This window comes from Candidatus Thermoplasmatota archaeon (assembly GCA_035541015.1).
Lineage (GTDB): Archaea > Thermoplasmatota > SW-10-69-26 > JACQPN01 > JAIVGT01 > DATLFM01.
Map to the genome: position 1 here is coordinate 1 of DATLFM010000066.1, position 13,303 is coordinate 13,303.

Annotated in this window: 13 protein-coding genes and 1 tRNA gene; 7 read left to right on the forward strand and 7 right to left on the reverse strand. The window is 69.7% G+C overall.

Features of this window, described 5'->3' with window-relative positions:
- On the forward strand, positions 1-392 hold a 392-nt coding region (msrA, locus tag VM681_05900), incomplete at its 5' end, for a peptide-methionine (S)-S-oxide reductase MsrA (protein ID HVL87521.1).
- On the opposite strand, the gene VM681_05905 is transcribed toward msrA, so the two are convergent.
- On the reverse strand, positions 370-1,485 hold the full coding sequence (locus VM681_05905) for a DNA topoisomerase IB (GenBank protein ID HVL87522.1): 1,116 nt from the start codon (positions 1,483-1,485) through the stop codon (positions 370-372). The genes msrA and VM681_05905 overlap by 23 nt on opposite strands.
- 97 nt (positions 1,486-1,582) lie before the next feature.
- Here VM681_05905 and VM681_05910 point away from each other — a divergent pair, with 97 nt between their 5' ends.
- Positions 1,583-1,816 carry a hypothetical protein gene (locus tag VM681_05910; GenBank protein HVL87523.1) on the forward strand — a complete coding sequence of 78 codons (234 nt, stop codon included), beginning with the start codon at positions 1,583-1,585 and terminating at the stop codon, positions 1,814-1,816.
- Positions 1,817-1,831: 15 nt separating this feature from the next.
- Here the strand turns inward: VM681_05910 and VM681_05915 are convergent, their stop codons facing one another.
- Together VM681_05915 and VM681_05920 are read right to left on the reverse strand one after the other, a co-directional pair.
- The gene (locus VM681_05915; protein HVL87524.1) at positions 1,832-3,307 is read right to left on the reverse strand and encodes an MFS transporter; all 1,476 of its coding nucleotides are present in this window, start codon (positions 3,305-3,307) and stop codon (positions 1,832-1,834) included.
- A 1-nt stretch (position 3,308) separates the two neighbouring features.
- A tRNA-Arg gene (locus tag VM681_05920) sits at positions 3,309-3,383 on the reverse strand.
- 118 nt (positions 3,384-3,501) lie between these two features.
- On the opposite strand from VM681_05920, the gene VM681_05925 reads away from it, so the two are divergent.
- The 4 genes from VM681_05925 (at position 3,502) to VM681_05940 (ending at position 7,688) form a co-directional block, all read left to right on the forward strand.
- Positions 3,502-5,745: a phospholipase D-like domain-containing protein gene (locus VM681_05925; protein ID HVL87525.1), complete on the forward strand. Its 2,244-nt coding sequence runs from the start codon at positions 3,502-3,504 to the stop codon at positions 5,743-5,745.
- Positions 5,742-6,467 carry a nickel pincer cofactor biosynthesis protein LarB gene (gene larB / locus VM681_05930; protein HVL87526.1) on the forward strand — a complete coding sequence of 242 codons (726 nt, stop codon included), beginning with the start codon at positions 5,742-5,744 and terminating at the stop codon, positions 6,465-6,467. Before VM681_05925 ends, larB begins: the two co-directional genes overlap by 4 nt.
- Positions 6,464-7,336, forward strand: coding sequence for a hypothetical protein (locus VM681_05935; protein HVL87527.1), 873 nt, complete (start codon positions 6,464-6,466; stop codon positions 7,334-7,336). Before larB ends, VM681_05935 begins: the two co-directional genes overlap by 4 nt.
- A 151-nt stretch (positions 7,337-7,487) precedes the next feature.
- Entirely contained in the window at positions 7,488-7,688 is a 201-nt protein-coding gene (locus VM681_05940) for a hypothetical protein (GenBank protein HVL87528.1), read from the forward strand.
- A gap of 101 nt (positions 7,689-7,789) precedes the next feature.
- On the opposite strand, the gene VM681_05945 is transcribed toward VM681_05940, so the two are convergent.
- The 4 genes from VM681_05945 to VM681_05960 form a co-directional block, all read right to left on the reverse strand.
- Positions 7,790-9,424 (reverse strand): AarF/UbiB family protein, encoded by a 1,635-nt coding sequence (locus VM681_05945; protein HVL87529.1) that lies wholly within the window; start codon positions 9,422-9,424, stop codon positions 7,790-7,792.
- Positions 9,425-9,472: 48 nt separating this feature from the next.
- Entirely contained in the window at positions 9,473-9,907 is a 435-nt protein-coding gene (locus VM681_05950) for a bis(5'-nucleosyl)-tetraphosphatase (GenBank protein ID HVL87530.1), read from the reverse strand.
- A gap of 132 nt (positions 9,908-10,039) precedes the next feature.
- Positions 10,040-11,302: a Glu/Leu/Phe/Val dehydrogenase gene (locus tag VM681_05955; GenBank protein ID HVL87531.1), complete on the reverse strand. Its 1,263-nt coding sequence runs from the start codon at positions 11,300-11,302 to the stop codon at positions 10,040-10,042.
- Between the two features lie 86 nt (positions 11,303-11,388).
- Positions 11,389-12,384 carry a PHP domain-containing protein gene (locus VM681_05960; protein HVL87532.1) on the reverse strand — a complete coding sequence of 332 codons (996 nt, stop codon included), beginning with the start codon at positions 12,382-12,384 and terminating at the stop codon, positions 11,389-11,391.
- 132 nt (positions 12,385-12,516) lie between these two features.
- Here VM681_05960 and radA point away from each other — a divergent pair.
- Positions 12,517-13,303: DNA repair and recombination protein RadA (radA, locus tag VM681_05965; GenBank protein HVL87533.1), on the forward strand; the 787-nt coding region annotated here is incomplete at its 3' end.

The window sequence follows — 13,303 nt, forward strand, 5'->3', positions numbered from 1 at the left end:
ACGCGGAGGTCGTGCAGGTCCTTTTCGACCCGCAGGCGATCGGCTTCCGCGACGTCCTGGAGATCTTCTTCTCGATCCACGATCCGACGACCGTCGACCGGCAGGGCGGCGACGTTGGCCCGCAGTACCGCTCGATCGTCCTCTACGGCTCGTCCCGCCAACGCGACATCGCGCACGAGGTGATCGCCGACCTCGAGAAGCAGGCGATCTACGGCGCGCCCGTCGTCACCGAGGTGAAGCCGCTCGCGACGTTCTACCCGGCCGAGGATTACCACCAGCGCTACTTCGAGGGCAACCCGAACCAGCCCTACTGCCGGGCGGTCGTCGCGCCCAAGGTGGCGAAGTTCCGCAAGCGCTGGAAGCACCGTCTCAAGGGCTCGCGCGCGGCCTGACGCGACGGCGCAAGCGCCGCGCCCGCGGACGGGGACGCGAAAGAGCCGCAGCCGCGCGCTCGATCTCGCCCGGCCGCGCGTCCGGCTTGGCCGCCGCCTTTTGGAGCCGTCGGCGAAGAAGCCGCACGAGGAAGCGCTCGAGGCGGGGAAGCGATCCGTTCAGGTTGGCGAGTCGCCCGCCCCAAGCTTCCGCGATCTCGCCGTCCACGTACGCGTCGAGCACGGCCGGATGCACGTAGCACTTGCGGCAGATGGCCGGCGTGTTCCCCAGGCGCTGTGCCACGCGCGCCACCGCCGCCACGATCGCGCGCCGCGCCTGGGCGGGCGTGGCGCGCGGGCCCGCCTCCTGCAGCGCAAGGAGCGCAAGCACGGTGCCGGCCCACGTGCGGAAGTCCTTGGCCGTGAAGTCCTCGCCCGTGATCTCCCGCAGGTAGGCGTTCACGTCCTCGCTCTTCACGTCCCGGGCGCGGCCCTCCTCGTCCACGTACCCGAAGAGGTCCTGCCCCGGCAGCGACTGGCAGGCGCGCACGATGCGAGCGATGCGAGGGTCCTCCACCGTGGCTTCGAGCGCGCGGTTTCCCTTGCCGCGGAAGCGCAGGCGCACCGTCCCGCCGCGCACCTTCGCGTGCCGGTTGCGGATCGTCGTGAGCCCGTACGATCCGTTCGCGCGCGCGTACTCGTCGTTGCCCACGCGAAGGAACGTGCGCTCGAGGAGCGACACGACCGTCGCGAGCACCTTCTCGCGGGGAAGGCCCGGTCTTCGGAGGTCCGCGCGCACGCGCCGGCGGATCGTCCCGAGCGCGCGGGCAAAGGCGAGCATGCGGTCGAACTTCGCAGCGTCGCGGGTCGCGCGCCAACGCCGGTGGTAGCGGTACTGCTTGCGGCCCCGCGCGTCGCGCCCGACGGCCTGGAGGTGCCCGTTTGGGCGGGTGCCGATCCAGACGTCCGTCCACGCGGGCGGGATCGCAAGCGAGCGGATGCGCGCAAGCGTGCGGCGGTCGCGCACGGGCCGGCCGTCGGGCCGAAGGTAGCGAAAGCCGCTGCCGCTTCGAACCCGACGCAGGCCTGGCGAGCGCTGGTCGACGTAGCGCAATCCGGCCGCCTTCCGTGTTCCCCCGGACACCTTGTCGCCTGGTCCCACACCATCGGGGCGTTCGTTTGAAATACCCGCACGGACAGAACCCGGTGGCGTGCCCCCCGCCAACGAGCGTCCCCTCTCGGGCGCGCTCCACCGCTTCCCCGATCTTCCCGACCGTCTCGACGGCACGCTCGACAAGCTGTGCCTTCGCGCGGCCGTCCCTCCGGCGCCGCTTGAGGGCGACGCGCATCGGATTCCCGAGAAGCTCTCCGCCTGGTCGGACGAGGTGGCCCGCATCGAGCGGGCCATCGTCGAGGTCGCGCGGCTTCGCGAAGCCTTGCGATGAACATTCATCGCACGGTCAGGGCGGCTTGCGGCCCGTGACGCCGGCCATCCGCTTGTCCAGCCGGTAGCACGCGTCGACGACGTAGCTTGCCAGGTGGGCGAACTGCCGCATGCCCGCCACGGTGCTCACTTGCCCGACGTCGCGGCGCATGGCGCGCACGACGGCTTCGGGCGGCGCCTCGCCTTCCTCCTCGAACCCGAGCAATCGGTGCAAGGCGTAGAGGCCAAGGGCAAACGAGGCGAGGAAGACGAAGTCGAGGCCGGAGAACCGGAGCGCCGTGACCACGGCCTCCTCCTCGGGGCCACCGAAGGCCAGGCGCACCTCGAATGCGCGCCCGGCCGCGACGCCCGCAAGGACGCCGCCCACGATGGGCGCAAAGCCGGCGGCAAGCGCCTTGGCCACGCTTGCGGCCGCAAGGTAGCCGGGCACGCGATCGTCCGGGGCGAGCTTGAGGACGACGTTGTTGCCGCACAGGTCAAGGCCCGAGGTGGCGACGCCAAGGAGCGGGTGGAGGATGGCAAAGGCCGCAAGCGTCCACGCGCCGAGGTCCTTGGGAAGGAGCGCGACGGCGAGCATGGAGGTGAGGAACAGGCTTGCGCAAAGGCCGAGCACGGGCTTGTTGCCGAACCGGTCGGACAGGGGCGCCCAGAGGCGGAAGCCGAGGATGTTGCCGACCATGGACGCGGCCGCAAGGCCGGTGACGACGTCGAGGCCGTAGCCGAGGCCGCGCAGGAGGAGAACGGCGAGGAACGGGAGGGCGAGGTTGGCGGCAAAGCCCCACGCGGAGAGGAAGAGGATGACGCGGCGGAAGTTGCGCTCGGAAAACGGTACCCGCAGCGCCGAGAGGCCCGCGGGGTCCGTGCCGGGGAGCCGTTTCGAGGGCGCGACGGCAAGGAGCGACGAGCTCGCGTAGCCAAGGAGCGCGCCCACGACGTACAGGATCGCAAAGCCTTCGACCGTGCGGCCTGGGAACGCCTCCGAGAAGTGGGCCACGAACTGGCCGGCCAGAAGCGTGGCCGCAAGGCCGACGGCCGTGAGGATGCTCATGCGGCGCCCGAAGTAGGCGCCAAAGCTCGCGCGCGGCACGAGGTCGCGGACCCACACCTGCCACGACGCGCCGGCCACCATGGAAAGCGTCGCGTAGCCGGCGTACAGGAGGACGAGCGCGGACAGCGGCGAGAGGCCGGAATCGAGGAACGGCACGGCGGCCACGGCAAGGAGCACCGAGCGGGCCACGAGCGTCGAGGCGACCGTGAGGGGGCGACGGTCGCGGGTGCGGGCGAGGAGGAAGACCGCGGGAACGTAGGCGAACTGGGCGAGGAACGGGATGGCCGCCAAAAGGCCGATCTCAAGCTCGCTTGCCCCAAGCGTGACGGCAAAGGCCGCGAGCACCACGCCGCCCGTGAGGGCGTCCATGGAACGCGCGAAGACGCCCTCGGCCACCATGATGCGTTGACCGCGCTCGCGCTCGGCGTCCGTGTACGGTGGCAAGCGGGCGAGGTGGGATTCGAACCCACGATCTCAGGCTTAGGAGGCCTGTTCCATATCCGGGCTTGGATACTCGCCCAGGCGGACGCCTACACATTGCCATTATTTAGGCTTCGCGAAGCGCCGCCCGGGCGAAGGCGACCCCCGTTCGACCGCCGCGGGAAAAGGGCCATGAAGGCGCCCGGCCACGCGCGTGCGTGCGAGCGCCAGCGCGGGCCACGCTCGTTCTTCTGCTGGCTGCCGCCGGCGCCTCCGGCGCGGCCGAGGAGACGCTGCGTGCGACGGTCGTCCCCGAATCCGTTCCCGTCGACGGCACGCCTTTTGCGATCCGCGTCGAGGCGCTTGGCGCGCCGGGCCGCACGATCGAGGTCAAGGCGTGGCTGGGGGGCCCCGACTGGATGGCCTCCCGCACGTGGGACGGCTCCGCGTGGGTCCGTTCGGACCGCTACGTCGTCGCGCTGCCGGTCGATGGCGCCGGGCGGGCGGAAGGTTGGGTCCACGTGCGCGCCAACCCGGAATCGGCAAACGCGGACCGGTTGGCCCAAGCGGAGCTTGAAGTGGGCGTGCGGGCGCGGGGCGGGGAAGTCGTCCTGGTCAAGGTTCAGCCCGCCGGGCCCGACGCGCCGTTTGTCCAAGGCATCGCCAACCGCGCGGGCGTGCTCGTCGCGGAGCGGGACGGTCGCGTCGTCTGGACGCAGACGCTTGGATTCGACGAGCGTCTCGAGTACCGCGCGCCTGCGGGCGCCGAGCTGGCGATCGCTGACGATTCCGGCGCCCGGGAGCCTCTTGTCCATCGTTGGCCGCCGCCGATGGCCCCGCGGTTCCTGCTCGACGCGTTCTCGCCCCGCGCTCCCGAGTTCGTTCGCGTCGCAAACGCGGGCGAGGAGCCCGCGCGCCTGGCCGGCGTCGCTCTCCACGTGGGAGCCCGCCGGATCGAGCTTCCTGACGAGACGCTCGCGCCCGGCGCAACGTGGGTTCTCGCGTCCGGCGCCGACGCGTACTCGGCGGCGACGCTGGAGAGGGCCGACCACGTTGCCGACCTGCGGCTGCCCGACACGGGCGCGGCGCTGCGCTTGACGTGGTTGTCCCGTGAGCTCGACCGCGTGCACTATGGCAAGACGCCTCCCCACGAAGGCTGGGTCGGCGATCCGCTGCCCGTTCCGCCGTTGCACCGCCATCACGCCCGCGACGCGCGGGCCGACACGAACCGATCGGCCGACTTCGTGCAACCCCCGCCCCGGGTCGCCCGCGCCGACGTGGACGCGTCGCCGTTTTGGGCCGAGCAGGCGGAGGTCGCGACGGAGCCGGCGGCGCGATTTGCGCTCCTCACGCGCGTGATGGACGCGGCCCGCGGGCAGCTTCGCGTCGCCGGCTACACCTTCACGAGCCCCGTCGTGGCGCACCAGGTGGCCGACGCGGCGGCGCGGGGCGTGAACGTCACGGTTCTCCTCGATGCAAGCCCCGTGGGGGGGCTCTCGCAAGACCAAACGCGCGTCCTCGACGCGTTGGCCTCGCGGGGCGTGACGATTCGGCTCGTCGCCTCGACGCCGCGCGTTTCGGCCATGCACGCGAAGTACGTCGTGGCCGACGACCGCCTCGCTCTCGTGGGAAGCGAGAACTTCGGGCCCGGCGGCTTCCCGTCCGCGGGCGAGGGCAACGTGGGACACGTGGTCGCCCTTCACGGCCGCGAGCCGGCCCAATTCTTCGCGGCGGTCTTCGACGCCGACGCGGATCCCCGCCGATCCGACGTCGCGTCGTGGACCCTCCGGGGAACGAAGGCGGAGCTGGTGGGCGGCGTCGCCACCGCGGACGCGAGCGTCGCAAGCAACGGCGTGCTCGTCCAGCCGATCGTCTCCCCCGAGCGCTCGCTCCCGCACGTCCTGGCGCTTCTGGCCGGCGCCCGCCACTCGATCGACCTTGCGCAGCTGCAGCTGCCCTTGCGATGGGGCGACGTGGAGAATCCCGTGTTCCAAGCGCTTGCGGAAGCGGCCGCGCGGGGAGTCCGCGTGAGGGGCGTTCTCGCCTGGGACGACGCGGCAAACGCCGCCGCGGCCCGCGCGTTTGCCAACCTTTCGGCCCAGGGCTTCGACGTGGACGTGCGCCTGGCCCCCTGCTGCGCAAGGGTGCACGCGAAGACGGTCGTGGTCGACGAGGCCCGCGCGCTCGTGGGGAGCCTCAACCTCGGTCGCGCGAGCTTCGAGGACAACCGCGAAGTCGCCGTCGTGCTGCATGACGAGCGTGTCGCGGGCGCCCTTTCAAACGCGATCCGGACGGCGGCCGAGGGCGCCCCCGTGCCCGGGAGGGACGAGGGGCTGTGGATCGTCGCGCCGTGCTTGGCGCTTGCCGTCTGGGCGCTCTGGCGCGAGCACCGCGGCTTGCGCCCGCGCCGGAGGCGCCCGCGAAAGCTTTTAAAAACCACCCTGGCTCTCCCCCGCCGATGAGCCCCCCGACGTCCCGCGAGTTCCTCGACGTGGGCGACTTCGCGCGCCTGGACCTTGGCCGCGGCCTTCGCACGGGCATCCCCGAGATCGTCCTTGCCGAGGGGAAGTCGGACGCGCATCTCCGGGAGATCGTCGCGGCGTTCACTCGGGAGGGCGGGCGCGTCCTCGTCTCGCGCCTTGCGCCCGAGCGCCTGCCGCTCGTCGAGGCTTGCGGCGCTCCCGTCCGGTACGAGGAGCGGGCTCGCCTGGCCGTCGCGGGCGCGGGACGCGCGCGGCGGACCGGGGGCACCGTCGTCATCCTCGCCGGCGGCACGGCCGACGTTCCGGTCTGCGAGGAGGCCCGCGTCGTGGCCCAGGAGCTCGGCTGCGAGGTGCAGACGGCCTATGACGTCGGCGTGGCGGGGCTTCGTCGCTTGTTCGGGGCCCTTCCGCTTCTGGAAGGGGCCGACGCGGTCGTCGTCGCCGCCGGGCGCGAGGGGACCCTCCCCGCGATCGTCGCGGGGCTCTCGCCGGCGCCCGTGATCGGTCTTCCCGTTTCGGTGGGCTACGGCGTCGGCGGGGGTGGCCAGGCCGCGCTCTACTCGATGCTCCAGTCGTGCGCGCCTCTTACGCTTGTCAACGTCGACGCCGGCGTCGTCGCTGGCGCTTGCGCCGCGCAGATCGCCAACCGGGCCGCGCTCGCCCGCCGGCGCGCGGCGCCCGCCCCGGAGGCCGTCCCGTGACGGGGCCCGTCAAGGAGCCGCCCGGCGCACGCGAAGTCGCCGAGACGCGCTTCCGGCGGCTGCTCGAGCGGCGAAACGAGCTCAACGCGCAAGCGAAGATCGCGCGCGAGGAGCGCGACGCGATGCAGGAGGCGCGCCGACGGATCCTCGCGGACGTGCAGGGGCTCGTGGAGGAGCGCCGCCGCTTCCACGAGCAGCTCGCCGTCCACAAGGCGCGCCGCACCGAGCACCAGACCCGGGCGCGGCAGCTCCTCGAGATCAAGAAGGCCAAGCGCGCCGGCGCAAGCGGCGGGGCCCAATCCCGCGAGCGGGAGCTCGACGTCGAGATCCGCATGCTGGAGCGGCGCCACGAGACGACCGCGCTTCCGCCCGCCAAGGAGAACGAGCTTCTCGACACGATCCGAAAGCAGCGGACCGAGCTCGCTAAGATGCAAGCCGCCGCGAAGGCGGAGCTGCAGGCCCTCGGCGAGGTCGCCGACCTCGACGGCGAGATCACGCGAGGGTTTGCCGCGGCCGACGCCGAGCACGCGGAGGTGCTCCGGCTCCACGAGGAGGCAAACAAGATCACCGAGCGCCTCGCGCCCTACCAGGAGGAGCTCGATCACCTCCGCGCCGAGGCCGATCGCAAGCACCAGGAGTACGTGGATCTCCGCGCCCGGGCCGATCACTATCACGCGCGGGCCGACGAGATGCGGTCCACGGTCGTTGGCCTGCGCGAAGACGAGCTGCGCGAGCTTCGCGAAGGGATGGCGGCGATCGAGCAGCAGCGCCGCGAGGTCGAGGCCTCCTTGTCGGACGAGCAGAGCCTCAACCAGGCCGCCGACGAGGTGATCGCCCTTCTCAAGAAGCGCGGCAAGGTCGAGCTTTAGTTAAGAACACTTAAATGGGGTCTTGCCTAGGCAGAATATATCCACCCATTGGCTAAGTCTTTTGTGCGTTTCATATGCCTGTCTGCGGTGCCCCTGTTTCCACGGTATATCTGGGCCCTGGGACACTTGTGACAAACGGGGAGTGTACGACGTGAACCCAAAGATCCGGGAAATCGAGAACCTCCTTGCCCGGGGATTTGATGTCGAAGAGATCACCAGCGACGACGGCACCGTGGAGGTCGTCCTGACGAAGGCCAGCAGCACCCGCGTCGTCACGCTCGACCGCGACGACGCTTGGGACATCCTGTGGGGCAACGCCTTCGACCGGCAGGAGACGGCGCCCCTGGCCTGAGCCCGCCATCACGCTCGCGCCGTCGCGTCGCGACGGCACGACGAAACCCGACCACGCGGCCCGCCCCTCCGGTTCCGATACGGGCCGCGTACCTTTCCTTTTCAGCGCGTCTCGCCAAAGTACAGCATGACAAACGCCCACGCGAGCACGGCGAGCACGCCAAAGAACGCGACGTTTGTCAGAACCTCCCCGCTCTGCGACAGCGAGGCGAGGGAGAGCGCGACGAGGAACGCGGAGAGGAGGACCGTGGCCGAGAGCCGAAGCGTCCGCCGCTCGGCGCCCGCGGCAAACTCGCGCATGCCCGTCCACTCCATCCGCACCTGGAGCCGGTCCTGCTCGATCTTGCGCACGACCGAGTTCACGCGGCGCGGGAACGTCCGAAGCATCTCGGCGTACTCGAGCGCGGCGTCGCGAAGCAGCTCCTTCTGCACGTCGCCCGAGAAGTAGTCCTTCTGCGTGTAGCGAAGGACGTGGGGCAGGAGCTCCTCCACGATGTCGTACGCGGGCATGAGCTTCTGGCAGAGCCCCTCCATTTGGAAGAGAGCGCGGTTCACCAGGAAGAAGTCGGGCGGCAGGAGCATGTTGTTTCGAAGCGCGATTTCGCTTACCATCTCCATGACGACCGGGTCGCCCACGTGGAGGCCCTGGGCCTCCTCGTACTCGAGCACGCGCTCCACGTCGCGCTTGAGCGTCGCGTAGTCGACCTCGCCGAGCACGTTGCAAAGCTCGAGGAGCGCCTGCGCGATGTCGTCCACGTCGTCGCGGACGAACCCGCTGATGAGCTGCATCACGCGCTCGGCGCGCCGGCGGGACACGTGGCCCGTCGCGCCAAAGTCGAGGAAGGCGACCTGCGTGGGGCCGACGATGAAGAGGTTGCCCGGCGAAGGGTCCGCGTGGAAGAGCCGGTCGGCGAAGATCATCTTCGCCATGGCGCGCGTGATGATGCGGGCAAGCTTGGCGCCCTCGTAGCCCATCTCGCGCAGGCGGTCGGCGTCCACCTCGCTCGGGTGGATGCCCTCGATGAACTCGAACACGAGCACGCGGCGCGTCGAGTGGTTGCGGTACAGCTTGGCGATCTTGACCTCGGGGTCGTCGCGGAAGTTCTCGTAGACTTGGAGGTGGTGCCGCGCCTCGTGTCGGTAGTCGAGTTCGCGGTCGAGCATCTTCTGGATCTCGGAGAGGTGGTCGGAGGGCTGAAACAGGCGCGTGGAGGCGAAGAGGTTCTCGATGAAGCGCACAAGCGGCTTCATGATCTCGAAGTCGAGGCGCACGTCCTCCTCGATCCCCGGATGTTGGACCTTGACGGCCACCTTCTCGCCGTTGCGCAGGCGCGCCGTGTGCACCTGCCCGATGGACGCGGAGGCGATGGGATTCGGGTCGAACTCGGAGAAGACCTCCTCGAGGGGCCGCCCAAGCTCGGATTCGAGGAGAGCCTTCACCTCGGGGAAGGCCGAAGGCGTCACGTGGTCGTACATGTTGGCAAACTCGTCCACGAAGGCCTTCGGGACAAGATCGGGGCGGCTTGCCAGGAGCTGACCCATCTTGATGTACGTGGGGCCCATGGCCTCCATCATCTCGCGGATCTTGCGGGGCATCTCGGGCGGGATGCGCACCTCGCCGTCGCCGTTGCGCGAGAGCTCCCCCGCGAGGCCCTTGAGCTGCCCCAGCAGGTTGTGCTCGAGGACGATGCCCGTGATCCGGACGCCCCGGCGCAGCTTCGCGACGGTCCCACGCATGGCGTCAGGGGGGAGGGGGTATCCTTCAAAAAGGCTATCGCTTGACGTCTACACCTTGTGCAGGCCCTTGGCGCGGATGGCCGTCCAGGCCGCTTCGAGGATGCGTTTTGCGTTCTCGTAGGTGATCTGCTCGTGCGCCTCGCGGAAGGGCAGCCACGCGTAGCCCGTGTGCTCGTCCGACAGGCGGACGTCGCCGGTCACCGACTCGGCGAGGAAGTACTTCACCGTCTTCGTGATGGTCTGCCGCCCGCGGCGGAAGGAGTAGCGGTTCTCGCGCAGGAACTCGTCGTCAAAGCGCAGGCGGGAGGGCGGGATGCCCGTCTCCTCCATGATCTCCCGTTGCGCCGCCTGGAGGTCGGTCTCGCCTTTCTCCACGTGGCCCTTGGGGAAATCCCAGTGGCCGCCCGGGTGACGCAGGAGCAGGAACTCGACCGATTGCCGGCGCCGGAAGATGACGGCGCCGCAGGAAAGCTCGTGGACCACGACCCACCGGCAACGAGGCCCGCGGCGAAGAACCTTGTCCTTTGCCGCGGTCCGGATCGTCGTGCCTTAAGGCCAAACGCCGCGGACTCGCTGCGCTCGTCCGCTTGTCTGTCCGTAGCTCGCTGCGCTCGCTTACGGCCAGACGCCCAGAATGCTGAGCGACTTTGCCACGCGGCTCACGGCCAGGCAGTACGCGCCCGTGCGCATGTGGACCTTCTTGTCCTGGCTGATCTGCCAGACGTCGTGGAAGGCGCGCACCATCTTCTCCTCGAGGCGCTCGTTCACCTGCTCGGCCGACCAGGGGTACCAGTTGAAGCCCTGGACCCATTCGAAGTACGAGACCGTGACGCCGCCGGCGTTGGCCAGGATGTCGGGCACGACCGTGACGCCGTTCTTGTAGAGGATCTCGTCGGCCTCGGGCGTCGTGGGGCCGTTGGCCGCCTCGCAGACGATCTTCGCCTTGATGCGCGCCGCGTTGGACGCCGTGATCTGGTTTTCGAGCGCCGCGGGGATGAGAAGGTCGCAGTTGACCTCGAGGATCTCCTCGTTCGTGATCGCCTTGGCGCCGGGGAAGCCCGTGACGGAGCCCGTCTTCGCCTTGTGGGCGACAAGCTTCGCGACGTCGAATCCCTCGGAGTTGTAGATGCCGCCCTTGGAATCGGACACGGCGATGACCTTGCCGCCGCCGAGGATCTCCTTGGCGAGCACCGCGCAGTTCTGGCCGGCGTTCCCGAAGCCCTGGATCGCGATCGTCGCGCGGGCGGGATCGAGCTTCTTGGCGCGGAAGGCCTCGCGGGCCGTGAGGAGCGTGCCGCGCGCGGTCGCCTGGTCCCGGCCCTTCGAGCCTCCGACCTCCAGGGGCTTCCCGGTGATCACGTGGGGCGTGCGGGCCCCGGTCATCATGGAGTACGTGTCCATGATCCAGCTCATGATCTGCCCGTCCGTGTACACGTCCGGGGCCGGAATGTCCTTGGCCGGGCCGATGATCGGCGTGATGGCCGCCGCGTAGCGGCGCGTCAGGCGCTCGAGCTCTCCCTTCGAGAGCTTGTGCGGATCGACGATGATGCCGCCCTTGCCGCCGCCGAAGGGAATGTCCACCACGGCGCACTTCCACGTCATCCAGGCCGAGAGGGCGATGACCTCGTCGCGCGTGACCTGGGGATGGTACCGGATCCCGCCCTTGTAGGGGCCGCGCGCGTCGTTGTACTGCGAGCGGTAGCCCGTGAAGACCTTGACGGAGCCGTCGTCCATGCGGACGGGCAGGCCCACCTCCAGGACAAGCTTCGGGTGCGAGAGCACGTTTAGCGTGCTCGGCTCGAGGTTGAGGATCTTGGCGGCCTTCTCGAGCTGACGTTGCGCGATCTCTCGGGGGTTGGAGCTCTCGGTGGTGGCCATGCAGGCACCCTCGGTGGGTTGGCTGCGGGATGCAAGGTCGAAATATTAAGGTTCCGCCGTGCGCCCGTCACGCCCGGACGAAGGGTTCATACGAAGTCGAAGTTTCGAATGTCCCTGGGCCTGGCCCCCGCCTCTCCCGCAAGCCCACGGGCGGTCGCAAGGGCGTACAGCTCCGAGGGATAGTGCGCGTCGCTGCCCAGGGAGAGCCTGGCCCCTGCGGAGAGCGCCTGCGCCGCAAGCCGGGGCTCAAGGTCCATGCGTCCGGGGTTCCCGTTCACCTCCAAGGCGATGCCCCGCCGGGCGGCCTCCGCAAAGACCTCGTCGAGGTCGAGGTTGGCGGGCGGGCGACGTCCGGGCACCCGCGTGGTCGGGTGGCCAAGGATCGTGAGGTGCGACTGGGCAAGGGCCGTGAGCACGCGCTCCGTCTGAACCGGTTCGGGGTCGCGAAGCTTCGAATGGAGCGAGCCGATGACGTAGTCGAAGCCGCGCAGGATCTCCGAAGGATGGTCGAGCGTCCCGTCGGCGAGGATGTCGCACTCGGTCCCCTTCAGGATCCGAAGCTCCGGGTGGGCCGATTGGACGCGGTCGATCTCGGCCCACTGTGCCCGCACCTCGTGGGGCGCAAGGCCGCGGGCGATCGCAAGCGAACCGCTGTGGTCCGAGACGCCGATCGCCTTCTGCCCGAGACGCTTGGCGTAGGCGGCAAGCTCGTCGAGCGTCATGACGCCGTCGCTCCAGTTCGTGTGGCAATGGAGATCCGGCGCACCCGCAAGCGGCGCCTCCTGCCACAGGAGCGAGGGCGCGATGCCCTGCGAGAGCGCGGACACGACCTCGGGAGAAGACGGAAGACGCTCGGGCCGCCGCCCGCGCTCAAGGAAACCCCGGATGGTGCGCTCGATGGAGGGCCCGACGCCCCGGATCGCGCGCAGGTCGCCCGCCTGGACCCGCATTTCGAAGGTCGCCTCGTCCGTTCGAGCGATCTCGTTGGCGGCGCGGAGGTACGCCCGCGCCCGTTGCTCGTCGCCTTCGAGTCGCCGCGCAAGCCCCATTCCCACGAGCAGGTCCACGACGTCCGCCTTCATGCGACCTCGGCAAGGAGCGGCCGGTTGGAACCTCGGGAACGGAGGGCCGATAGTTTCGGTCGCCCCGCTCGGTCCTTTATCGGAAGCCCTGTTTTATAGCCCCCGGGACGATCCATGGCAAAAGCGATGGCGATGCAGAAACCCAGGTCGGATGCGGACGACGACGCCGCGCCCGACGAGAACTCGATCGAGAGCCTGCCCGGCGTGGGACCCGCCACGGCCGAGAAGCTCCGGGACGCCGGATACACCGATCTCATGGCGCTGGCCGTCGCCAACCCGTCCGAGCTCGTGGAGGCCGCCGACGTCGGCGAGGCGGCCGCCAACAAGATCATCCAGGCGGCGCGACAGAAGGCGAACGTCGGCGGCTTCGAGACGGGCGACGCGGTCGCGGAACGCCGCGCCAAGGTGAGCAAGCTCACGACCGGCAGCAAAGCCTTCGACGAGCTTCTGGGCGGCGGCTTCGAGACGCAGTCCATCACCGAGCTCTTCGGCGAGTTCGGCTCGGGCAAGACGCAGGTCATGCACCAGCTCGCCGTGAACGTCCAGCGCTCGGTCGAGGAGGGCGGCCTCGACGGCGACGTCGTCATCATCGACACCGAGAACACGTTCCGGCCCGAGCGCATCACGCAGATGGCCGAGGCCCTGGGCCTCGATGCCACGGCGGTCTTGAAGCGCATCCACGTGGCCCGCGCGTTCAACTCACACCATCAGATCCTCCTCCTCGACAAGGCGGCGGAGCTTGCCAAGAAAGTGCCCGTTCGCCTGATCGTCTGCGATTCGCTCACGGCCCACTTCCGCGCCGAATACGTGGGACGCGGCACGCTTGCCGAACGGCAGCAGAAGCTCAACAAGTTCATGCACGAGCTGCTTCGCTTTGGCGACATGAACAACGCGGTGATCGCCGTGACGAACCAGGTCA